General features: G+C 64.2%; 22 protein-coding genes. 16 read left to right on the forward strand and 6 right to left on the reverse strand.

The genetic code is table 11. The annotated features are described in order from the left end of the window. Both C8K66_RS30110 and araH read left to right on the forward strand, forming a co-directional pair. Positions 1 to 426: ATP-binding cassette domain-containing protein (locus C8K66_RS30110; RefSeq protein WP_115930853.1), on the forward strand; the 426-nt coding region annotated here is incomplete at its 5' end. A gap of 9 nt (positions 427 to 435) precedes the next feature. Beyond that, positions 436 to 1,404: an L-arabinose ABC transporter permease AraH gene (gene araH, locus C8K66_RS30115; RefSeq protein ID WP_046383881.1), complete on the forward strand. Its 969-nt coding sequence runs from the start codon at positions 436 to 438 to the stop codon at positions 1,402 to 1,404. Between the two features lie 15 nt (positions 1,405 to 1,419). Here araH and C8K66_RS30120 read toward each other — a convergent pair whose 3' ends face one another. After that, positions 1,420 to 2,208, reverse strand: a complete 789-nt coding sequence (locus C8K66_RS30120; RefSeq protein ID WP_108526687.1) for a helix-turn-helix domain-containing protein — start codon at positions 2,206 to 2,208, stop codon at positions 1,420 to 1,422. An 85-nt stretch (positions 2,209 to 2,293) separates the two neighbouring features. Here C8K66_RS30120 and C8K66_RS30125 point away from each other — a divergent pair, with 85 nt between their 5' ends. From C8K66_RS30125 to C8K66_RS30155, 7 genes are all read left to right on the forward strand, one after another. Continuing rightward, on the forward strand, positions 2,294 to 3,292 hold the full coding sequence (locus C8K66_RS30125) for a bile acid:sodium symporter family protein (protein WP_046383879.1): 999 nt from the start codon (positions 2,294 to 2,296) through the stop codon (positions 3,290 to 3,292). A gap of 95 nt (positions 3,293 to 3,387) precedes the next feature. After that, positions 3,388 to 3,750 carry a hypothetical protein gene (locus C8K66_RS30130; protein WP_046383878.1) on the forward strand — a complete coding sequence of 121 codons (363 nt, stop codon included), beginning with the start codon at positions 3,388 to 3,390 and terminating at the stop codon, positions 3,748 to 3,750. A 123-nt stretch (positions 3,751 to 3,873) separates the two neighbouring features. Next, the gene (locus C8K66_RS30135; RefSeq protein WP_046383877.1) at positions 3,874 to 5,058 is read left to right on the forward strand and encodes a sugar transporter; all 1,185 of its coding nucleotides are present in this window, start codon (positions 3,874 to 3,876) and stop codon (positions 5,056 to 5,058) included. 121 nt (positions 5,059 to 5,179) lie between these two features. Beyond that, positions 5,180 to 5,884 carry an aquaporin Z gene (gene aqpZ / locus C8K66_RS30140; RefSeq protein ID WP_046383876.1) on the forward strand — a complete coding sequence of 235 codons (705 nt, stop codon included), beginning with the start codon at positions 5,180 to 5,182 and terminating at the stop codon, positions 5,882 to 5,884. 376 nt (positions 5,885 to 6,260) lie between these two features. After that, the gene (locus C8K66_RS30145) at positions 6,261 to 7,328 is read left to right on the forward strand and encodes an ABC transporter substrate-binding protein (RefSeq protein ID WP_108526688.1); all 1,068 of its coding nucleotides are present in this window, start codon (positions 6,261 to 6,263) and stop codon (positions 7,326 to 7,328) included. Beyond that, positions 7,315 to 8,304 carry an ABC transporter permease gene (locus C8K66_RS30150; protein WP_046383874.1) on the forward strand — a complete coding sequence of 330 codons (990 nt, stop codon included), beginning with the start codon at positions 7,315 to 7,317 and terminating at the stop codon, positions 8,302 to 8,304. Before C8K66_RS30145 ends, C8K66_RS30150 begins: the two co-directional genes overlap by 14 nt. After that, on the forward strand, positions 8,298 to 9,086 hold the full coding sequence (locus tag C8K66_RS30155; protein WP_102618582.1) for an ABC transporter ATP-binding protein: 789 nt from the start codon (positions 8,298 to 8,300) through the stop codon (positions 9,084 to 9,086). Before C8K66_RS30150 ends, C8K66_RS30155 begins: the two co-directional genes overlap by 7 nt. A 433-nt stretch (positions 9,087 to 9,519) precedes the next feature. On the opposite strand, the gene C8K66_RS30165 is transcribed toward C8K66_RS30155, so the two are convergent. After that, entirely contained in the window at positions 9,520 to 10,062 is a 543-nt protein-coding gene (locus C8K66_RS30165) for an acyl-CoA thioesterase (RefSeq protein ID WP_079443558.1), read from the reverse strand. Positions 10,063 to 10,169: 107 nt separating this feature from the next. On the opposite strand from C8K66_RS30165, the gene C8K66_RS30170 reads away from it, so the two are divergent. Further along, a complete protein-coding gene (locus C8K66_RS30170; RefSeq protein WP_046488531.1) occupies positions 10,170 to 11,129 on the forward strand; it encodes a GlxA family transcriptional regulator in 960 nt (319 codons plus the stop codon). A gap of 60 nt (positions 11,130 to 11,189) precedes the next feature. Here the strand turns inward: C8K66_RS30170 and C8K66_RS30175 are convergent, their stop codons facing one another. Further along, positions 11,190 to 11,615, reverse strand: coding sequence for a hypothetical protein (locus C8K66_RS30175; RefSeq protein ID WP_079443559.1), 426 nt, complete (start codon positions 11,613 to 11,615; stop codon positions 11,190 to 11,192). A gap of 144 nt (positions 11,616 to 11,759) precedes the next feature. Further along, positions 11,760 to 12,482, reverse strand: a complete 723-nt coding sequence (locus C8K66_RS30180; RefSeq protein ID WP_046383868.1) for a pirin family protein — start codon at positions 12,480 to 12,482, stop codon at positions 11,760 to 11,762. Between the two features lie 180 nt (positions 12,483 to 12,662). Here C8K66_RS30180 and C8K66_RS30185 point away from each other — a divergent pair, with 180 nt between their 5' ends. Then, positions 12,663 to 13,613, forward strand: coding sequence for a GlxA family transcriptional regulator (locus C8K66_RS30185; RefSeq protein ID WP_046383867.1), 951 nt, complete (start codon positions 12,663 to 12,665; stop codon positions 13,611 to 13,613). A gap of 150 nt (positions 13,614 to 13,763) precedes the next feature. Then, complete coding sequence (locus C8K66_RS30190) at positions 13,764 to 15,215, forward strand: winged helix-turn-helix domain-containing protein (RefSeq protein ID WP_057004842.1); 1,452 nt, start codon at positions 13,764 to 13,766, stop codon at positions 15,213 to 15,215. On the opposite strand, the gene C8K66_RS30195 is transcribed toward C8K66_RS30190, so the two are convergent. Next, positions 15,162 to 17,921 carry a winged helix-turn-helix domain-containing protein gene (locus C8K66_RS30195; protein ID WP_057004841.1) on the reverse strand — a complete coding sequence of 920 codons (2,760 nt, stop codon included), beginning with the start codon at positions 17,919 to 17,921 and terminating at the stop codon, positions 15,162 to 15,164. The genes C8K66_RS30190 and C8K66_RS30195 overlap by 54 nt on opposite strands. A gap of 58 nt (positions 17,922 to 17,979) precedes the next feature. Next, entirely contained in the window at positions 17,980 to 18,375 is a 396-nt protein-coding gene (locus C8K66_RS30200) for a helix-turn-helix domain-containing protein (RefSeq protein WP_046383864.1), read from the reverse strand. A 206-nt stretch (positions 18,376 to 18,581) separates the two neighbouring features. Between C8K66_RS30200 and C8K66_RS30205 the strand changes: the two genes are divergently transcribed. The 4 genes from C8K66_RS30205 (at position 18,582) to ycaC (ending at position 22,671) form a co-directional block, all read left to right on the forward strand. Then, entirely contained in the window at positions 18,582 to 19,493 is a 912-nt protein-coding gene (locus C8K66_RS30205; RefSeq protein WP_046383863.1) for a LysR substrate-binding domain-containing protein, read from the forward strand. 107 nt (positions 19,494 to 19,600) lie between these two features. Continuing rightward, the gene (locus C8K66_RS30210) at positions 19,601 to 20,191 is read left to right on the forward strand and encodes an antibiotic biosynthesis monooxygenase (protein ID WP_057004840.1); all 591 of its coding nucleotides are present in this window, start codon (positions 19,601 to 19,603) and stop codon (positions 20,189 to 20,191) included. After that, entirely contained in the window at positions 20,188 to 22,026 is a 1,839-nt protein-coding gene (locus C8K66_RS30215; protein ID WP_079443563.1) for an amidohydrolase, read from the forward strand. Before C8K66_RS30210 ends, C8K66_RS30215 begins: the two co-directional genes overlap by 4 nt. A gap of 27 nt (positions 22,027 to 22,053) precedes the next feature. After that, complete coding sequence (gene ycaC, locus C8K66_RS30220; protein WP_046383860.1) at positions 22,054 to 22,671, forward strand: isochorismate family cysteine hydrolase YcaC; 618 nt, start codon at positions 22,054 to 22,056, stop codon at positions 22,669 to 22,671. The last annotated feature ends 2 nt before the right edge of the window (positions 22,672 to 22,673 follow it).

Below are 22,673 nucleotides of genomic sequence, written 5' to 3' on the forward strand. Positions count from 1 at the left end.
GCCCATTCCCGGTTCGGCTGGCTGCTGCGCGAGGGCTGGGAGCAGGGCAACGCCGAGCAGCAAATCCGCGGGATGAAGGTCAAGACGCCGAGCGCTGCGCAGAAAATCATGTACCTGTCCGGCGGCAATCAGCAGAAAGCCATTTTGGGCCGCTGGCTGTCGATGCCGATGAAGGTGCTGCTGCTGGACGAGCCGACGCGGGGCATCGACATCGGCGCCAAGTCGGAGATCTACCAGATCATCCATGACCTGGCGGCCAGCGGTATCGCGGTGATTGTGGTGTCCAGCGACTTGATGGAGGTGATGGGGGTTTCCGATCGCATTCTGGTGCTGTGTGAAGGCGCTTTGCGCGGCGAACAACGGCGCGAACACGCCACTGAATCCAACTTGCTGCAACTGGCCTTGCCGCGTGGCCTGGCGAACTGAGAGACGACTATGACGACCCAACACAACGCGTTGCCGACGGCACGCAAACCCTTGGACCTGCGCGCGCTGCTCGACAACTGGGCGATGCTGCTCGCGGCGCTGGCGATTTTCCTGCTGTGTGCCTTGCTGATCGACAACTTCCTCTCGCCGCTGAACATGCGCGGGCTGGGCCTGGCGATTTCTACCGTGGGCATCGCCGCCTGCACCATGCTGTTCTGCCTGGCGTCGGGGCACTTCGACTTGTCGGTGGGTTCGGTGATCGCCTGCGCCGGGGTGGTGGCCGCGATTGTGATGCGCGACACCGACAGCGTCATGCTGGGCATCGGCGCGGCGCTGCTGATGGGCCTGATTGTCGGGCTGATCAACGGCATCGTCATCGCCAAGCTGCGGGTCAATGCATTGATCACCACCTTGGCGACCATGCAGATCGTGCGCGGCCTGGCCTATATCTTTGCCGACGGCAAGGCGGTGGGGGTGTCCCAGGATCAGTTCTTCGTGTTCGGCAACGGCCAGTTATTGGGCGTGCCGGTGCCGATCCTGATCACCATCGTCTGCTTCCTGTTCTTCGGCTGGCTGCTCAACTACACCACCTACGGGCGCAACACCATGGCCATCGGCGGCAACCCGGAAGCCGCGCTGTTGGCCGGGGTCAACGTGGACCGCACGAAGATCCTGATCTTTGCCGTGCATGGCCTGATCGGTGCGTTGGCCGGGGTGATCCTCGCGTCACGCATGACCTCGGGCCAGCCGATGATCGGCCAGGGCTTCGAGCTGACGGTGATTTCCGCCTGCGTGCTGGGCGGGGTGTCGCTCAGCGGTGGCATCGGCATGATCCGCCATGTGATCGCCGGGGTGCTGATCCTGGCGATCATCGAGAACGCAATGAACCTGAAGAACATCGACACCTTCTACCAGTACGTGATCCGCGGCTCGATCCTGCTGCTGGCGGTGGTGATCGACCGCATGAAACAACGCTGAGCCCCTTCCTCGGCATTAGCGGAAGAACTCGCCGGGAGTGGCGTCGAATTGCTGGCGAAACGCGTTGATAAACGCCGACGTGGATTCATACCCGCACGCCAACGCCACATCCGTCACCCGCTCGCCTTGCTCCAGGGCGGGCAGGGCGCCGAGCAGGCGCAAGCGCTGGCGCCAGGCGCGGAAGGTCAGCCCGGTGTCACGCAAAAACAGGCGGCTGAGGGTCTTCTCGCTGACCCCCAGCTTGCGGCTCCAATCCTCCAGCGTGGTGGGTTGCTCCGGGTGCAGCTCCAAACTGCGATAGATCTGCCGCAAGCGCGGGTCGAGGGGCAACGGCAGCATCAAATCCACCTGGGGCGCCGCCGCCAGTTGGTCCAGCACCACCTGGGCCAGCCTGCCGTCCGGGCCCTCTTCGGCATATTCCACCGGCAGTTCGCTGAAGCGGCGGATCAACTCGCGCAACAAACTGCTCACCTCCAACACCTGGCAACGTTCGTCCGCCCAGGCGGTGACGCTGCAATCCAGGTACAGGCTGCGCATCTCCGTGTGCGGCGAGCTGTAGACCCGGTGCGGCATGCCCGCCGGAATCCACACCGCGCGCTGCGGCGGCGCGACGAAGCGGCCGACGCTGGTCTGGATCTCCAGCACCCCGGAAATCGCGTAGGACAACTGCACCCACGGATGGCTGTGCCGACGGGTCAAGGCGCGGTTGGGCAAGGATTCGGTGCGTCCGTACACCGGGCGTGGCAGGCTGGAAAGCCCGGGCACGCTGCGGCGGACGGTCTTGTCATGTCCTTTAGGCGGCATTTACTGGCTCATTGGCGTTAGTCGGTAATAAAGCGTTACGTTAGAGTCGCGATGACGTTCTTGGCAACCCCGGAAGATCCTGCTTATGACTCGCCCGCGTTTTCTGCCCGACAATTTCACCCTGACCCTGATTGCCACTGTGCTCCTTGCGTCCTTGCTGCCCGCCAGCGGCCAGACCGCCGTGGCTTTCGGCTGGGTGACCAACCTGGCCATCGCGCTGTTGTTTTTCCTGCACGGCGCCAAGCTGTCGCGCCAGGCCATCGTCGCCGGGGCCGGGCACTGGCGCCTGCACCTGCTGGTGTTCAGCCTGACTTTTGTGCTGTTCCCCTTGTTGGGCCTGGCGCTCAAACCGCTGTTGTCGCCGCTGATCGGCAAAGACCTGTACATGGGCATGCTCTATCTGTGCGCGTTGCCGGCCACGGTGCAGTCGGCGATTGCCTTTACGTCCCTGGCGCGCGGCAATATCCCGGCGGCGATCTGCAGCGCGGCGGCGTCGAGCCTGTTCGGGATCTTCCTCACGCCGTTGCTGGTGACGCTGTTGCTGAATGTCCACGGCGAGAGCGGTTCGACCGTCGACGCCATCCTGAAAATCAGCGTGCAACTGCTGTTGCCGTTCATCGCCGGGCAGATCGCCCGCCGCTGGATCGGCGAGTGGGTCGGCCGCAACAAGGCCTGGCTGAAGTTCGTCGACCAAGGCTCGATCCTGTTGGTGGTCTACGGCGCGTTCAGCGAAGCGGTCATCCAAGGCATCTGGCAGCAGATTCCGCTGTGGGAGCTGGGCGGCCTGGTGGTGGCCTGCTGCGTGTTGCTCGCCCTGGTATTGCTGGCGTCCACGCTGCTGGGCAAGGCTTTCGGCTTTAATCAGGAGGACCGCATCACCATCCTGTTCTGCGGTTCGAAGAAAAGCCTGGCGACCGGGGTGCCGATGGCCCAGGTGCTGTTCGCCGGGGCGACCATGGGTGTGTTGATCCTGCCGTTGATGCTGTTTCACCAGATCCAGCTGATGGTGTGTGCGGCGTTGGCGCAACGTTATGCGCAGCGCCCGGAAAGCATTCCGCAATTGATGGGGCAGGTGGACCCGTGATCGGTCTATCAGACATTTCTTAAAGCGACGAAAGGCCTAAAGCCTGCGTCAAAACGGACGACTCACTTCTTGTCAACCCAAGAAGGAGCGTCGACATGAACGTTATACGTTTGTCACTGGTTACAGGCTTCCTCGCTGTATGGACGGGGACGTGCATGGCGGCGCCGCAGGGTGGCGTCGTCCGATTCTACGGCAGTATCGTCGAGCCGGGCTGCACCACGGCGGCGGCGAGCGGCTCGATAATGGACTTGAAAGGCTGCCCGCAGGCCAGTCGCGGCAACCAGCTCGCGGTGCAGCCGGTCCGCAGCGTCAAGGCGGTGGGCGCGCCCAACGCCTATGTGCGGTTGATGGCCGACACCCCCAACGGACGTTATTACGACCAGCAGTATGTCCTGGTGGACGCCTTCGATAAGCCCATTCAGACGGGTAGCTACTTGATCACCCTGACCTCGCCCTGATCGATCCGCAGGCGATTTGCTCCGGATGAGCGTCAACAGCCGCCCGAGAAACCTATAGAATGCTCGGCGGCGGCGCTTGTCCTGGGTGGCCGTTTGATCATCGTCAGAGTGCCGCGCCCTTCAATGAGCCTTTCAACCGCAACGCCCCGTGCCAACTGGCAACCGGTCATCGCCCTCGCGCTGGCCGCCTTTGTGTTCAATACCACCGAATTTGTGCCCGTCGGCCTGCTCAGCGCCATCGGCGCCAGCTTCGACATGCCCATTGCCAGCGTCGGCCTGATGCTCACCATCTATGCCTGGATCGTGTCGCTGACCTCGCTGCCGGTGATGCTGCTGACGCGCAACATTGAACGGCGCAAGCTGCTGATCGTGTTGTTCGGCCTGTTCATCGCCAGTCATATCCTCTCCAGCGTCGCCACCAGCTTCGGCCTGCTGATGGTCAGCCGGATCGGCATCGCCTTGTCCCATGCGCTGTTCTGGTCGATTACCGCGTCCCTCGCGGTACGCCTGGCGCCGGCCGGCAAACAGGTGCAAGCCCTCGGCCTGTTGGCCACCGGCACGTCGCTGGCGATGGTGTTGGGCATTCCCCTGGGCCGCCTGCTGGGCGAAGCGATGGGCTGGCGCACCACGTTCCTGGTGATTGCGGCCTTCGCCGCCGGCCTGGTGTTCTGGCTGGCGCGCACCTTGCCGCTGTTGCCGAGCCAGAACTCAGGCTCCCTGCGCAGCCTGCCGCTGCTGTTCAAGCGCCCGGCGCTGGTGGCGCTGTACGTGCTCACCGCCATGGTGGTCACCGCGCAATTCACCGCCTACAGCTATATCGAACCGTTTGTCGAACGTGTCGCCGGCCTGAGCGGTAACGTCGTGACCCTGTTCCTGCTGGTGTTCGGCGGCGCGGGCATCATCGGCTCGCTGTTGTTCAGCCTGGTACACCGTTTCAACCCGCATCTGTTCGTGGTCGGTGCGGTGTTCCTGCTGGGCGCGTGTCTGGCGCTGCTGCTGCCGTTGAGCGGGGCCGAATCCTACCTCGTCGGCCTGAGCGTGTTCTGGGGCATGGCGATCATGGGCTTCGGCCTGGCCATGCAGTCCAAGGTCCTGGTGCTCGCCCCGGACGCCACCGACGTGGCCATGGCGATGTTCTCCGGCATCTACAACATTGGCATCGGCGGCGGCGCGTTGCTGGGCAGTTGGGTCGGCAGCCACTTCGGCTTCGCCTGGATCGGCGCGGCGGGCGGGTTGCTGGCCGCGCTGGCGTTGATCGGTTATTGCCTGGCGATCCGACGGTTCGGCCAGGGTGTCGCACGCGACTGAAATCAGACAAGTCTTACAGGGCACTTTGATGCCAGTTGCTACCGTCTCCCAGGACCTCCCACATCCTGTGGTGACGGCGATCGCCACGCCCTTCGATCAGGGCCGTGGTGTTTGAAAAGCAATGGAGTCGATTGTGCAAAAGCGTTTGACCGCAGAGTTTGCAGGTACCTTCTGGTTGACGTTCGGCGGGTGTGGCAGTGCCATCCTGGCGGCGGCATTCCCGACGCTGGGGATCGGGTTTCTGGGGGTGTCCCTGGCGTTCGGGCTCACCGTGCTGACCATGGCCTACGCGGTGGGCGGTGTCTCAGGCGGGCATTTCAACCCGGCGGTGACCATCGGCCTATGGGCCGGGCGCCGCGTTCCCGGTGCCGATGTGCTGCCTTACATCGCCGCCCAGGTCGCAGGAGCGATTGTCGCCTCTGCCGCCCTGTACGTGATTGCCAACGGGCAGTCGGGTTTTGAGCCGGGTGGTTTTGCCGCCAACGGCTATGGCCCGCTGAGCCCGGGCCAGTTCGACATGAAGGCGGCGTTGCTGGCCGAACTGATCGCTACGTTCTTCTTTGTCCTGATCATCATGCGCGTGACCGCACCGGGCGCGGTTGCCGGCTTTGCGCCGATTGCCATCGGCCTGGCGCTGACTTTGATTCACCTGATCCTGATCCCCGTGACCAACACCTCGGTCAACCCGGCGCGCAGCACCGGGCCGGCGTTGTTCGCCGGGGTCGAGTACCTCGCGCAACTCTGGGCGTTCTGGCTGGCGCCGATTGCCGGCGGGGTGTTGGGGGCGTTGGCGGCGCGCGGGTGGGAGGCGCGCAGCCCGGCTTGAATCGAAAAAGGGGGGAATCAAGCGCATTCCCCCTGCATCACGTCCGGGTCTGCACGTCCTGTGCATCCACCGCCTTGAAGAACGCATCCGCGATCTTCTGCTGCTCAGCCAACTGATCGATCGTCCCCGGTTACAGGTGCGGTTTCTCCCATTTCCCGGTCTGTACCCACTGCGCGTACACCCCGATAAATACTGTTCCGATCTGAGCTTAGGGCGCTTTTTGTGCGTTTCGAGGCATCGGGCATAACCATAGAATTATATGGTTCTTTCATAATTGTCGCTGATTAATATAATCAAATTGTAGTTTTGTCGCAGGTGCCCTGCATGACGCAAGGCGCGCAATCTACCTAGCGAACACAATCATGGGAGTTTTTGCATGGCCGCTTTCGATCCTTTAACCCGCCGCCGCCTCCTGGGCATGGCCGGTATTACCCTGGCCAGCCCCTTGCTGCTGTCGCTGCCCCGCCTGGGCTTCGCCGCCGACGAGCACGCCGCGCACCACACGCCCCAGGAGCCCGCCGGCACCGGTGAGTTCATCCGCCTGGATGCGCCTCGCGCGCTGAAACTGGCGGTCAACCTGAATGCCGTGTGCCTGGCCCCGGTGGTGATCGCCCACGGTCAAGGTTTCTTCAAACAGCACAACCTGGATGTGGAACTGGTCAATTTCGGCAATTCCACCGAGGTGCTGCTGGAAGCCATCGCCACCGGCAAGGCCGATGCCGGTGTGGGTATGGCGCTGCGTTGGCTCAAGGCCCTGGAGCAGGGCTTCGACGTCAAGCTGACCGCCGGCACTCATGGCGGCTGCCTGCGTTTGCTCAGTGCGGCAAACGGCGGCGTAAGCACACTCGAAGCCCTCAAGGGCAAGGCGATCGGCGTGACGGACATGGCCAGCCCGGACCGCAATTTCTTCTCGATCCTGCTCAAGAAGCACGGCATCGACCCGGTGCGCGACGTCGAATGGCGCCTGTACCCGGCCGACCTGCTCGGCACCGCCCTGGAGCGCGGCGAGGTGCAGGCGGTCAGCGGCAGCGACCCGTTCATGTATCGCCTGATCAAATCCGGCGTGGCGCGGGAACTGTCCACCAACCTGGTGGAGGCCTACGCCAACCTCAGCTGCTGCGTGGTCGGTGTCACCGGCAAGCTGGTGCGCGAAGACAAGCGGGTGGTCGCGGCGCTGACCCAGGCGATCCTCGAAGCTCATGACTATTCCGTGCAACACCCCGAGGTCGTCGCCAAGGGTTTCCAGGCCTATGCGTTGAACACCTCCACCGAAGAAGTCCAGGCGATCCTCCACGACCACACCCACGGCCACCATGCGGTCGGCACCGCGCTGACCGCGGAAATCACCACCTACGTCACCGACCTGAAAACCGTGGAAGTGATCAGCCAGGGCACCGACCCGCTGGCGTTCGCCAAGGAGATCACCGCCGATGTCTTCAGTTGACGCGACCACCCTCAACCCACCCGTGGCGTTCAAGGTCGGGTGGCCGGGCCTGGCGGTAATCGGCGCCTGGTTGGCCGTGGCGCTGCTGATCAGCTACTGGCCCAATGCGACGCGCGACTGGCCGATGACCCAAGGCTTGGCCCATCTCTGCGTGGGCGTGGCGGCGGTGTTCGGGGTGTCGAGTGTGGCCGGGCGCCGGTTCGCCAGGCTCGGCCTGCGCCTGCGCGGAGCCGCGTCATGGCTGATCGCTTTACCGCTGCTGTTGGGCATTTGGGAGCTGCTCACGGCGAAACTCGCGCTGCTGCCGGTACCGTTCTTCGCGCCGCCCCAGGCCCTGCTCGCGGTGTATGTCGAAGACTACGCGCGCCTGGCCGACAGCCTGCTGCATTCGGCGTTGCTGCTCGGTGCGGGCGTGGCGTTGGGCGCGGCGACCGGGTTTATCGCCGGCGTGGCCATCGGTTGGTCGACGCGTATCGGCTATTGGCTGCATCCGGTGCTGCGCATCCTCGGCCCGGTGCCGTCGACGGCGCTGTTGCCGTTGTGCTTTTTCCTGTTCCCCAGCAGTTGGAGCGCCAGCGTCTTCCTGATCGCCCTGGCCACTTGGTTTCCGGTCACGGTGCTGACCTGGTCCGGCGTGGCCAGTGTCGATAAAGCCTATTACGACGTGGCGCGCACCCTTGGTGCAAAACAGCCTTTCCTGATTTTCAAGGTGGCGATTCCCGCCGCCTTGCCCCATGTGTTCGTCGGCCTGTTCATGGGCCTCGGCGCCTCGTTTTCGACCCTGGTGGTGGCGGAAATGATGGGCGTGAAATCCGGCATCGGCTGGTACCTGCAATGGGCCCAGGGGTGGGCGGCCTACGCGAATATGTATGCGGCGTTGTTAATCATGGCGCTGGCCTGCTCGGGGTTGATCAGCGGCTTGTTCCGGCTGCGCGACCACTTGCTGGCCTGGCAGAAAGGAGCGATGAAATGGTAGCCCTGGCAACCGCAGTAGAAGCCGCGGCGGGATTGACGCTGCGCATCGAAAACCTGAGCCACGGGTTTGCCTTGGACGGTGAGCATCTGCCGGTGCTGCAGCGGGTTTCGCTGGACGTGGCAGCGGGGGAGTTCGTTGCCTTGCTCGGGCCTTCGGGGTGCGGCAAGTCCACCTTGCTGCGTCTGGTCGCTGGGCTGGAACCGGCGGATTCCGGGCGCTTGCTCGCCGATGGTGAGCCGATCAGCGGCCCGGACCCGAGCCGCGTGGTGGTGTTCCAGGACCCGACCTTATATCCGTGGCGCCGCGTGTGGGACAACGTCGCCCTCGGCCTCGAAGCCCAGGGCCTGCTCAAGACCCATGCCGCCAAAGTCGATGAAGCCTTGGAAAAAGTCGGCCTCAGCCAATTCGCCCGCGCCTTCCCTCGGCAACTGTCCGGCGGCATGGCGCAGCGGGTTGCGCTGGCCCGTGCGCTGGTGAACCAGCCGCGCCTGCTGATCCTCGACGAGCCCTTGGGCAAACTCGATTCCCTGACCCGCATCACCATGCAAAAGGAACTGATCGACCTGTGGCAACGCCAGGGCTACACGGCGTTGCTGGTGACCCACGATGTGGAAGAAGCCTTGCTCCTGGCCAACCGCGTGATCGTGTTCAGCGACCGCCCGGCGACCCTGCAGGCGCAATTGACCATCGAGCGGCCATACCCCCGGCACCGCGACGATCCTTATCTGGTGGACCTGCGCCGGCAGATACTTGGCTTGCTGGGGTTGGGGGAGAACTGGTAGGTATGACTTGATCAGTCTGAGCAGCCCCTGGCGACTCAATCTATAAAGCTGTCGATGACAAGGGCCGGTATCTGCATTGGGACGAGTTTCGTCGATATCCAGCGCCGGATCTCAAGAAAGAGGCCGCATGGGCAGCTATCAAGATGTCCCGGGCTTGCGCGAGTAAGACCCTGGAGCTTCGCAGCGAGTGCGGCAGTGCGTTTTTTTTGTGCATCACTGACTTTTGTGAGGCGGTTGTTCACGGCGTCGAGTCGTTGACGTCCAGCTTGGGCGGGGCAGTGGCGTCTTCTCCCCAATACCGCGATAACACTCGGTATCTGGTGGACTCCTATATCCAGCGCGCAGTTGGAAGGCGCCGCGACGACGCGTAAAATCGCCAAGGACATGTTGGCCAAGGCGCGCATGCCTCAAGACGATGATGAGCGGATGATCCTCAATCCTGTTCCTCGCCTCGCAACTGCACGCTCATTGCCTCGCAACTCTGCGCCCAGTCGCTCAGCCACTGCGGCAGGGGCGGCGATGTTTCGGCCAGCCCCAGCTCCCGCAGGAAATCCGCCGGGGGCAGGGTGCCCTTGGCTGAGCGGAACAGCCCGCGCATCACCACCACGCCGACCACCCGACCCTTGCTGACGAAACGGTGCTCCATCAGGCTCCACTTGTGGTCCCAGCCGAGTATGCGGGTGTGTACCTCGAACACTTCGAACACCTTGAGTTCGCGGCGGAACTTGCCCCAGGTATCGCCCACGATCGGCAGCGCCTTGTTGCGCAGGGCCACCCGAAAAGCGCCGGTGCGCAAGACAAAATCCATCCGGGCAACGTCCGCCAGGGTGAAGTAGCGGCCATTGGTGACATGCCGGTTGAGATCCAGGTCCAGCGGCCACACCCGCATGCGTACCACGGTGGTGGCCAGGCCATGGGCAGGCTTGCGCCAGGGGCGACGGCAGAGCATGTAGAGCAATCGAAACCAGAGATTCATAAAGACGCCACAGAGTTGAACAGTGGCAGCACTGTAAGGGCGCCAAATCGGCTAAGGTAGGTGCGCAAATGACTTATTTAATGCGAAAAGCGCAAAAAGGTCCGTGAATGCACATTACCTTGCTCCTGGCCGATCACTGCTCCGCCGCCAGCGCCACCCTGGCCCTGGAAATGCTCAGCGCCGCCAACCTGTTTGCCGACCATCCGCCCTTCGAGATCGTGGTCGCGTCCCTCGACGGCCAGGCCGTGAATGCCTGGGGCGGGCAGCGTCTGCAAGTGGCCTGTTCGACCGCGCAGATCGCACAGACCGATCTGGTGTTGATCCCCGGCTTTCTCTTCACCTTGAAAGAGGCTTTGCCGACGTTTGCCGCCTTCGGCCCCTGGCTGCGCGAACAGCACGGGCGCGGCGCCGTACTGGCGTCGATGTGTACCGCCGCCTTTCTGTTGGCGGAAACCGGTGTACTGCAAGGCTTGCGCGCCACCACCCACTGGGCGTTTGCCGAGCTTTTCCGGCGACGCTACGCAGACGTAAGCCTCGATGACGCGCAGATGCTCTGCGAAGAAAACCGCGTGATCACCTGTGGTGGCGCCAGTGCGGCGATGGACTTGATGCTCCACCTGATCCGCCGCTTCGGCTCGCCGGAACTGGCTCACACCTGTGGCAAATACCTGCTGATCGACACGGTGCGGACGGTGCAGTCGGTGTACGCGATGTGGTCGTTGCCCAAGAGCCACGGCGACGCGCAGATACTGCGCGTGCAGCATTGGCTGGAGCAGCACTGCGCCGAGGCGCTGGTGATTGACGAGGTGGCCCGGCACTTTGGTTTTGGGGTGCGCAATTTCAAGCGACGTTTCAAGGAAGCCACCGGCTATACGCCGATCGCTTATGTGCAGACCCTGCGCCTGGAGCGCGCCAAGCAGATGCTGGAGTCGACGCGCATGACCCTCGAAAGCATCACCTATGCGGTGGGCTACGAAGACAGCAACTCGTTCCGGCGCCTGTTCCAGCAGCGGGTGGGGATGCTGCCGGCAGCGTATCGCAAGCGATTTCAGGCCAGTACCCGATAAGCAGGCGAAAAAAAACCGGCTGATCAGGCCGGTTTGGGGTGCCGCGCACACAGCGCGGGGTCAAGCGTTGTTGCCCTGCAGGCGATCTGCACCGCCTTCAGCCAGGCCACGTTCCTGCAGACGATCTGCACCGCCTTCAGCCAGGCCACGTTCCTGCAGACGATCCGCACCGCCTTCAGCCAGGCCACGTTCCTGCAGACGATCAGCACCGCCTTCAGCCAGGCCACGTTCCTGTAGACGATCTGCACCGCCTTCAGCCAGACCACGTTCTTGCAAGCGATCCGCACCGCCTTCAGCGACGCGACGTTCCAGCAGGCGTTCAGCACCGCCTTCGGCGACACGGTTGCCTTGCAGACGCTCGGCACCGCCTTCGGCGACGCGGTTTTCGTTGAGGCGATCAGCGCCGCCTTCAGCGACGACTGGGTGGGCAAAAGCGTTTGCAGCAAGTACCGAGAAAGCGAGGCTAAGCAAGAGTTGGCGTTTCATGAGAGTGTGCTCCGAGTGTTTGATTAGGGTGTTGCCTGGTGTGGGTTTGATGTTACGCGTTGGCATTTTTAAGAGAACTTCATTGGGCTGATGGTGACTATCGACGCCAGCGATAGCCCGCGTCGGCGGGCTATCGTGCAGCCGTCATGGCATCTGCGGCAGTTCCAGAGGGCGCAGGTCAAATACCAGCACCTCGGCATCGTCACCGTGGCTCAGGCGGATCTGGCGCTCATCGCGCACGCGGGCCCCGTCGCCTTCCTGTAGGCGTTGGCCGTTGATCTCGACGCTGCCGCGGGCCACGTGGATGTACACGTGGCGGTCCGGCGCCAGGTCCAGGCTTGCGCTTTCGTCAGCGTTGAACAGCCCGGCATAGACCCGTGCATCCTGGCGCACGTGAAGGGAGCCTTCGGCGCCATCCGGCGAGATGATCAACTGCAAGCGTCCACGTTTCTGCGCTGCACTGAAGTGCTCCTGCTGATAGCGTGGTTCGGCGCCGGAGACATTCGGTACGATCCAGATCTGCAGGAAATGCACGCCACGGCTCTGGCTATGGTTGAACTCGCTGTGGGCCACGCCGCTGCCGGCGCTCATCAGTTGCACATCGCCGGGGCGGATCACCGAGCCGGTGCCCAGGGTGTCCTTGTGTTCCAGGGCGCCTTCGAGCACATAGGAGAAAATCTCCATGTCGCGGTGCGGGTGCTGGCCGAAGCCACGGCCTGCGGCGACGCGGTCATCGTTGATCACCAGCAGGTCGGAAAAACCCTGTTCGGCGGGGTTCCAGTAGTTGGCGAACGAGAAGGTGTGGAACGACTTCAACCAACCGTGATTGGCGGCGCCGCGGTCGGAGGCTTTGCGAAGGGTCAGCATGGTGGTGTCCTCAAGTCAGAGCGGGCTGCGAAATGCAGGGCGCTTGCGTTGAGAAGAAGGTTACTGGTTACTGGAATATTCATTAAGAAGCTGATATCTGAATAACTGTCGCATTGAGGTTGACAGTTGCGGGCGTGGCATAATACCCGCTGCCTTCCTTCCTGATGGACGTCTCCCTCTATGAACACCGTGGCCATGGCGCTGTTTCCGGACTTCCTCCTGCTCGACATGGCTGGGCCGCTTGAAGTGTTTTCGATTGCCAACCGCTACCTGCCAGCGGCGCAGCACTATCGGATCCTGATCGTCGGCACCGAGCCCGGCCCGCTGCGTGCGTCCAATGGCGTGGTCGTGCAGCCCGACCTGCTGCTGGCCCAGGCGCACGAGGCCTATGACCTGCTGCTGGTGCCCGGTGGTCCCGGTGCCTATAACGAATGCCACCCCGACCTGTTGCCCTGGCTCCAGGCCGCTGCTCCACGCGCGCGGCGCTTCGGCTCGATCTGCACCGGTGCCTTTGTGCTGGGGTATGCCGGGTTGCTCGACGGCCACCGCGTGACCACCCATTGGCATTACACCGAGCGGCTGATCAAGGCCTTCCCTCAGGCCGTTGTCGAAACCGACCGCATCTACCTGCAGGACGGCCGCCTGATCACGTCCGGCGGGGTGACGGCGGGCATCGACCTGGCGCTGTCGGTTGTCGCCCAGGACCACGGCAAGCAGGTCGCGGTGGACGTGGCCAAAGTGCTGCTGGTGGTGATGAAGCGCCAGGGCGGGCAGGCCCAGTTCAGCCCGATGACCGCCGCCGTGGCGCCCCAGGAAACCGCGATCACGCGGGTGCAGAGCCATGTGCTGGCGCATCTGGACCAGCCGTTCACCATCGAATCCATGGCGGCACTCGCCGGCATGAGTGCGCGGCACTTTGCGCGGTTGTTCGCCAAAGAGGTGCAGATGACGCCGATGGCCTTCCTGCAGGGCGCGCGCATCGACCGCGCCCGGCATCTGCTGGAAACCACCGACCTGCCGCTCAAGACCGTGGCCTTTCACGCAGGCTTTGGCAGCGTGCGGCATATGCGCTTTCTGTTCAGTGAAAAACTCGGCCTCAACCCCACCCAATACCGACAGCAGTTCAGTTAACGACAGGATGTCCGTCTCGCGCACCCGATTGTCCGTATCGCTCCCCGTGCCAGCATTGTCCTGTTACAACGAGCTGGCAAGATAACGGCAGGCCCATGGAAGAAGGATGCGCGGACGCCCAAGCTCGGGTGTTTCAGCGCTTTTACGCAGATGAACAACGACCATGCGATGCGCTTTGGCCCTTACACCTTTCATCGCCAGCAGCGCCTGGTCAGCAAGGCGGGCATGCCCGTGCCGTTGGGCGGGCGCGCGCTGGACATCCTGGCGGTGCTGCTCGAAACGCCCGGGCAATTTGTCAGCAAAGACACCCTGATCGCCCGCGTCTGGCCGTGCAGCGTGGTGGAAGAGAACAACCTGCGGGTGCATATCGCCGCCCTGCGCCGTGCATTGGACGGTCGTCGCTACATTCTCAATGAACCCCAACGCGGCTATTGCCTGGTTGCGCCGCTGCAGGAGGCCGCTGGGAACGCGGCACCGCGGCACAACCTGGCGACCCGGCTCAGCCCGCTGATCGGTCGCGACGAACTGGTGGGGACGCTGGTCCGACGCCTGTCGGGGCAACGCCTGATGACCCTCACCGGAGGCGCTGGCGTCGGCAAGAGCAGCCTGGCGCTGGCGTTGGCCGAGCGTGTGTTGCCGCGTTATCGCGACGGCGTGTGGTGGCTGGATCTGGCCGGTGTCGATACGCCCACGGCAATGCTGCGCCAGTTGGCCGAGACCCTCGGGCTCGACGCGGCTGACAGTGCCGCGGCGCTCTTCCGTCAATTGGCCTCGCGCCAGTTATTGCTGGTGCTCGATGGCGCCGACGTGTTGCTCGGCGCCTGCCGTCATCTGGTGCGCGCGCTGCAGGCCAGCGCGCCTGGGGTGACGCTGTTGCTGAGCAGCCGCGAAGCCTTGCGGGTGCCCGGCGAGTGGGTGCAGCGCGTGCCTCGCCTGGCGCTGCCGATGCCATCCGCCTGGGGCAGCGTCGAGCAGGCGATGGCCTACTCGGCGGTGCAGGTGTTCGTCGCGCGCGTGCGCGCCAGTCAGCAAGGGTTTGCCCTGCGGCCCCAGGACTTGCCGGCGCTGCGCGATATCTGCCGCCGGCTCGACGGTATTCCGTTGGCCCTCGAACTGGCGGCGGCCCAGGTCGATGCTCTCGGCGTGCAGGGCTTGCAGGTGCAATTGCGCAGCGGCCTGCAAGTGCTGGCGCGCGGTCGGCGCACGGCGCTGGAACGCCACCGATCCCTGGCGGCGGCCCTGGACTGGTCATACGAGCGCCTGAGCCTGCCGGAGCGTTGGCTGTTCCTGCAACTGGGCCTGTTCAAGATGGCGGTGAGCTTGCCCGTCCTGGGGCAGTTGATCGCCGGCACTGAGCTGGCTCACGCCGACCTGCCATACCTGCTGCGGCGACTGGTCGACATCTCGCTGCTGAGCGTGGAGCCCGGCCTCGGTCCCGAGCGTTACCGCTTGCTCAACAGCGTGCGCAGCTACGCCCTGGCGCAACTGCGCGACCCGCTGCAAGTGGCGCGCCTGCAGCAAGGGTATGGGCATTATCTGGGGGCGTTTTCAGGCCGGCCGTTTGTCCTGCAACTCGTCGAGCAGGCGGCGCACGCCGATTAGGTCCTGGGTGGCGAACCCTTCGCTGAATCGCCCGTAGACCGAGTCCAGCAACTCGCGAGCCGCTTGCCGGCGGTCTTGGCGCTGCCACAGCCGCGCCAGCGCGGTCGCACTGCGTAACTCCCAGGCCAGGGCGCCTTGCTGGTGCGCCAGGCCGAGTGCCTCGAGCAACAGCGCTTCTGCCGGGATGTCGTCACTGTGCTCGGCGCGCACCCGCAGGATCTCTGCTGTACACCAGCCGGCCGCGCCGCTTTTGGCGCGTTCGAACATCGCCGCGTCCAGCGCGCCCGCATTGAAGGTCACCAGGGTATCCGCGATCAGGCCGAGCCCGGGCATGGCTTGCGTCGGCGCTGCGCCCGCGTAGTGTCGGGCCCAGGTATGAAACAGCTGCACCGAGTGCTTTTGCGCTTGTTGCAACAACAGTTCCTGCAGCGAATGGGCCGCGGCCGCGTCGCCGTTGTAGCGGGCGATGACCACCCCGGCCAGGGCCAGGGTGTAGCAGATCGAGGTGCCGTGGTTGATCTGCAGCGCCAGTTCCAGGGCCTGGTTCGCGGTGCGCCAGGCACGCTCCGGGAACCCCCGCAGCCACAGGATGCGAGCGAGGATCGTCAGCGAGGCCACGCCCTGGTCGTACTGCACGCCGAAGCCATGGGTGAACCGGTTCAGATGGCCGCTGTGGGCCATGCGCTGGATCACCTGTTCGGCATTTTGCAGGGCCAATGCCTGGTGACCGGCAAAGTGCTGGGCCAGTACCCGCAGGCGCTGGGCGCTGAGGTCGAGCAAGGGGTCGGCTTGGGGGCCGAGTTGATCGAAGTGCAGGCTTTGCGCAAGTGCCTGGCGATAATTGCCGCAGCACAGGTTGACCGCCATATGGCCCGACACCGCACGCAACTGGCCGCTCAAGTCGTTGTTCGCTTCGGCCAGGCGCCGCGCGTAGGCAAAGGCGTCAATGGTCTGCGGCGTACCGCCCTGGGTGTGATACGAAAAACTGCCCAGCGCCAGTTGCAACGCCATGTGCAAGTGCGGGTTCGGCGCGGGCGATTGCGCCAGCCGTGCGAGCGCCTTGCCCACGTACAGCCCGTGTTCCCCCAGCAATGACAGCTCCTGCCACAACGGCATCGCGCTGACCGTCAGGCGAATACCCAACAGGTGCGTGCCCTGGTCGCCCAGGCCCCAATCCAGTGCGGCGCGGATGTCTTCGCGCAGGGGCGCGTAGCGGTCGATCCAGGGCTGCGTCGCGGTCAGTTCCCAATCGTCCCGGGCCTGTTCCATCAAGGCCAGGCAGCGTGCGGCGTGGCGCTCGCGGGTGGTGTCGAGTTCAGCGGCCACGCTGAGCTTTTCCAGGGCGTAGGTGCGGGTGATGTCCAGCAGGCGGTAGACCATCTCGTCATCGCCGGGCTCGACATTGAGCAAGGACTTGGCCACCAGTTGGGTGATCGAACCCAGCACCTCGGCCGGCGCGATCTGTTCCCCGGCGATCACCGCCGCCGCGCTGGCCAGGCTGAAGCCGCCGCGAAACACCGCCAGGCGGCGCAGGCAGATCTGTTCGCAGGGCGCGAGCAGGTCGAAACTCCAGTCCAGCGTGGCGCGCAGCGTCTGTTGGCGGGGCAGGGCACTGCGGCGGCCACGGGTTAGCAGGCGAAAGTTGTCTTCCATCTGCACCAGCAGGCCTTGCAGGCCGAAACGTTCGATCTGCGCCGCCACCAGTTCAATGGCCAGCGGGATACCGTCGAGGCGCTGGCAGATATCAATCGCCAATGGCAGTTCGGCTTCGCTGAGCGCGAAGCTGTCCTGATGGGACATGGCGCGCTCGATCAACAGTTGCAGGGCCGGATAGCCCAGCGCCTGGGCACGGTTGCCGGTGGCGGGCGGGCAGGCCAGCGGCTCCAGGCGCTGCACGTATTCACCCTCGGCGCGCAGTGCTTCACGGCTGGTGGCGAGGATGTGAACGTTGGGGGCGTGGCGCAGCAGGGTCTCGCTGATCAGGGCGATGTCATCGAGCAGGTGTTCGCAGTTGTCGATTACCAACAGCAACTGGCGCGTGTGGAGACTGCGCGCGAGGGTCAACAGCGGCGCGTGTTCGTCGGGGGTGAGGTCGAGCAGGGCGGCGAGGTTGGGCAGGATCATCGACGGCGCGCTGAGGGGGGCGAGGTCGAGCAGGCGAATGCCGTCGCGGTAATGCCCGATCAACAACTCGGCGACACGCAGCGCGACCGTGGTCTTACCGATGCCTCCCGCGCCGGTCAGGGTGATAAAGCGTTGTTGCGGCAATTGCTGCACCAGCGCATCGATCAGCGCCTGGCGGCCGATCATCCGCGTGCTGCGCAGCGGCAGGTTGTGGGCCTGGCTTTGCGCACTGCCGTCGGTTGGAAGGGTCATCGGTTCGATGCTCAGTGGCGCAACAAAACTGTAACCGCGCTGGGCCACGGTGACGATATAGCGCTGCCCGGCCTGGCCATCGCCCAGGGCCTTGCGCAACGCCGCCATATGCACGCGCAGGTTGCCGTCTTCGACCACGCTTTTGGGCCAGACCCGCGCGATCAGTTCCTGCTTGCTCACCACATTGCCGGCCTGTTCCAGCAGGATCAGCAGGATGTCCACTGCCCGCCGTCCCAGGCGCAACGGCCGGCCAGCCTCCAGCACCAGGCGTTGGCGCGGGTGTATCCGATACGGGCCGAAGTGTACGGCCTGTTCGCTGAGGTCGTTCATGCCAGCGCGTGCTCTGAAAAAAGGGTTCGCCCAGCATATTCCACGCTTGCGCTGACCACTAGGCGGCAATCGCCTGCTTGCGACGCAATTGGTGATTACGCCAGGTCATCGGGTTGACGCCTTCGCTGCGCGTGAACATATGGCAGAAGTGCGCCTGGTCGCAGAAGCCACATTCCAGGCTGATTTGCGTCAGGCTCAAGGACGTACCGGTGATCAACTCCTTGGCGCGCTGGATGCGCTGTTGGCGAATCCATTCCTGCGGCGACAGCCCGGTGGTGCATTTGAAGGCGCGGGAGAAGTGGCTGCGCGACAGTGCGCAGGCCTGGGCCAGGTCGGCAATCGCCAGGCTTTCGCCGAGGTTGGCGAGGATCAGTTGCTTGGCGATACGCTCGCGCCGGGGGCAGAGGCCGCCGGTCGCGCAGAAGCTTGGAGCACCGTGCTCAAGTCGGGCCATGACGAAATATCCGCAGTCGATGGGAGCGTTCCCGGTGAATGGATGCAGTGTAGACGGCCTCATTCTTGGTGCCGTGCCGTCCGACTGACGAGTTAATCGTTGTTAATTTCGCCAGTTGTTGGCGTGGAAAAGACAGCACAGGTGTGCAATCGCGCTCGCCGCGCCGCGTGCTTAGCTGGTGCTCTGTCAACTGTTTGGGGACCACCATGAACCGCAACGACCTGCGCCGCGTCGACATGAACCTGCTGGTGATTTTCGAAGCGCTGATGTTCGAGAAGAACCTGACCCGGGTCGCCGAAAAACTGTTTATGGGCCAACCAGCGGTGAGCGCGGCCTTGGGCCGTTTACGCGATTTGTTCGACGACCCGTTGCTGCTGCGCAATGGGCGCGGCATGGAGCCCACACCACGCGCAATGGCGATACTCAAGGAGCTGCAACCGGCCATGGACACCATCTCGAGCGCGGTCAGCCGCGCCAAGGATTTCGACCCTTCCACCAGCTGTGCGGTGTTCCGCATCGGCCTGTCCGATGACGCCGAATTCGGCCTGTTCCCGCCGTTGCTCAGCCAACTGCGCGACGAGGCACCGGGGATCGTGGTGGTGGTGCGCCGCGCCAATTACCTGTTGATGTCGTCGCTGCTGGCCAGTGGCGAGATCACCGTGGGAGTCAGCTACACCACGGATCTGCCGGCCAATGCCAAGCGCAAGAAACTGCGCGACATTCCGTGCAAGGTGCTGCGCGGCGATGGCGGCACCGCACCGCTGAGCCTGGACGAATACTGTGAACGGCCGCATGCCATGGTGTCGTTTTCGGGGGACTTGAGCGGCAATATCGACCTCGACCTGGCGCGCATCGGCCGGGCGCGCCGGGTGGTGCTGGCGGTGCCGCAATTCAGTGGCTTGCGGGCGTTACTGGCGGGCACGCAGATCATCGCGACCGTGCCGGACTACGCAGCGTGCGCCTTGACCGAAGGCACCACGTTGCGCGCGCAGGACCCACCGTTTGCAATCGACGCCGCGGAGCTGTCGATGGTGTGGAGCGGGGTGCATGACAACGACCCGGCGGAGCGCTGGTTGAGGAGCCGGATCAGCGCGCACATGTCCAGCTTCCCCGCGTAGGCGGCCCGGCAAGTCACCGCGCCAAACAGCACAAACATCCAATTCCGAATCGCCCGTCGCCGCCAAACTCGTCTCATCGCTCAGCTCTCCAGGGGGAAGAACACACCATGGACCCAACACCTGAAACCGGTTCCGACGAAGTCGTCACCCTGATCGTCAAACACCGGATCAAATCCGGCAGCGAGGCCAACTACGAAGCGTGGCTACGCCGCATAGTACGCATCGCCGGCGAACGCCCGGGCCACCTCGGCGTCGACGTCGTGCGCGGTAAACACGACGGCCTGTCGCTGTTCACCTGCGTGTTGCGCTACCGCTCCACCGACGACCTGCAACGCTGGCTCGACTCCCCCGAGCGCAAAACCCTGATCGAAGAAGCCGCGCCGATGCTGGCCGACGGCGACCACACCGAAATCGGTGCGGTCAACGAGTTCTGGTTCACCCCCCAAACCGACAGCGTCGCCAAACCGCCGCGCTGGAAACAGGCCGTGGTCACCCTGTGCGTGATCCTGCCGCTGACCCTGCTGGTACCGATCGTGTGGGGCCCGATATTGGGCCTGCACCCGTTCCTGTCCAACTACGTGGTCGCCACCTTCCTGATCACCCTGACCATCGTGTTGCTGGTGGTGTACCTGCTGATGCCGGCGGCTACCCGCCTGTTCGCTCCCTGGCTTGAAGCCTCTGTAAAGGAAACCCTATGAACGCCGATCTGATTTTGTTCAATGGCCAGTTCCACACCGTGGACCGTGAAAACCCACGCGCCACTGCCGTCGCCATTCGCCAGGGGCGCTTCGTGGCCGTGGGCACCGATGGCGAGGCCATGGCCCTGCGCGGCAGCGGCACCCAGGTCATCGACCTCAAGGGCCGCACGGTGATCCCCGGCCTCAACGACTCGCACCTGCACCTGATCCGTGGCGGCTTGAACTACAACCTCGAACTGCGCTGGGAAGGCGTGCCGTCCCTGGCCGACGCCCTGCGCATGCTCAAGGACCAGGCCGATCGCACCCCGACGCCGCAATGGGTGCGCGTGGTCGGCGGCTGGAACGAATTCCAGTTCGCCGAAAAGCGCATGCCGACCCTGGACGAGCTCAACCAAGCGGCGCCGGACACGCCGGTGTTCGTGCTGCACCTGTATGACCGCGCCTTGCTCAACCGCGCCGCCCTGCGCGTGGCTGGCTACACCAAGGACACCCCGAACCCGCCGGGCGGCGAGATCGTGCGTGACAGCAACGGCAACCCCACCGGCATGCTGGTGGCGCGGCCCAACGCGATGATCCTGTATGCGACCCTGGCCAAGGGCCCGAAACTGCCGTTGGAATACCAGGTCAACTCGACCCGCCAGTTCATGCGCGAACTCAATCGCCTCGGCCTGACCAGTGCGATCGACGCCGGCGGCGGCTTCCAGAACTACCCCGACGATTACGCGGTGATCGAGCAACTGGCCAAGGATGAACAGCTGACGGTACGTATCGCCTACAACCTGTTCACGCAGAAGCCCAAGGAAGAACTCAGCGACTTCAAGCACTGGACCGGCAGCGTCACCCTGCACCAGGGCGACGACTACCTGCGGCACAACGGCGCCGGCGAGATGCTGGTGTTCTCCGCCGCCGACTTCGAAGACTTCCTCGAGCCGCGCCCCGACCTGCCGCTGAGCATGGAGCAGGAACTGGAGCCGGTGGTGCGCCACCTGGTCGAGCAGCGCTGGCCGTTCCGCCTGCACGCCACCTATAACGAATCGATCTCGCGCATGCTCGACGTGTTCGAGAAGGTCAACCGCGACATCCCGTTCAATGGCCTGCCGTGGTTCTTCGACCACGCCGAAACCATCACCCCGCACAACATCGAGCGTGTGCGCGCCCTCGGCGGCGGGATTGCGATCCAGGACCGCATGGCGTTCCAGGGTGAGTACTTTGTCGAGCGCTACGGCGCCAAGGCCGCCGAAGCCACGCCGCCGATCAAACGCATGCTCGCCGAAGGCGTACCGGTCGGCGCGGGCACCGACGCCACGCGGGTGTCGAGCTACAACCCGTGGACCTCGCTGTACTGGATGGTCAGCGGCCGCACTGTGGGCGGCCTGGAGCTGCACGCCGAAGGCCTGCCGCGCCTGACCGCGCTGGAGCTGTTCACCCATGGCAGCGCCTGGTTCTCGTCCGAGCAGGGCAAGAAGGGCCAGATCAAGGTCGGCCAGTTGGCGGACGTCGCCGCGCTCTCGGCGGATTTTTTCAGCGTCGATGAAGAGGCCATCAAGTGGATCGAGTCGGTGCTGACCGTGGTCGGCGGCAAGGTGGTGTATGGCGCCGGCGACTTCGAAGATTTCGCACCGCCGCGCGTGCCGGTGCTGCCGGACTGGTCGCCGGTGGTCAAGGTGCCGGGGCACTGGCGTCCCGCTTCGCCGCTGCAGGCGCAGGCTCACCACTGCAGTGGCCCGTGTGGCGTGCATGCTCATGGCCATGAGAAAGCGCGTCTTTCCAACGTGCCGGTCAGCGACTTCCAGGGCTTCTGGGGTGCGTTTGGCTGCTCGTGCTTTGCGTTCTGATACCTAAACCCACAAAGGAGTTAACCCATGACTTACAAGCGCTTGAACAAAGATGACGCCGTGGTGCTGATGGTGGATCACCAGACCGGCCTGATCTCCCTGGTGCAGGATTTCTCCCCCAACGAATTCAAGAACAACGTGCTGGCCCTGGCCGACGTGGCGAAGTTCTTCAACCTGCCGACCATCCTCACCACCAGCTTTGAAAGCGGCCCCAACGGCCCGCTGGTGCCCGAGCTCAAAGCACTGTTCCCGGACGCGCCGTACATCCCGCGCCCTGGCCAGATCAACGCCTGGGACAACGAAGACTTCGTCAAGGCGGTGAAGGCCACCGGCCGCAAGCAGATCATCATTGCCGGTGTGGTGACGGATGTATGCGTAGCGTTCCCGACCCTGTGCGCTCTCTCCGAAGGCTTTGAGGTGTTCGTGGTCACCGACGCTTCCGGTACCTTCAACGAAACCGTGCAACAGGCTGCCTGGGCTCGTATGACCGCGGCCGGCGCGCAACTGGTGAACTGGTTCTCCGTGGCCTGCGAGCTGCAGGTTGACTGGCGCAACGACATGGAAGGCCTGGCCAACCTGCTGTCGCCGCGCATTCCCAACTACCGCAACCTGATGAACAGCTACTCGGCGTTCACCACCAAGTAACC

This window comes from Pseudomonas sp. GV105 (assembly GCF_003058185.1).
GTDB lineage: Bacteria > Pseudomonadota > Gammaproteobacteria > Pseudomonadales > Pseudomonadaceae > Aquipseudomonas > Aquipseudomonas veronii.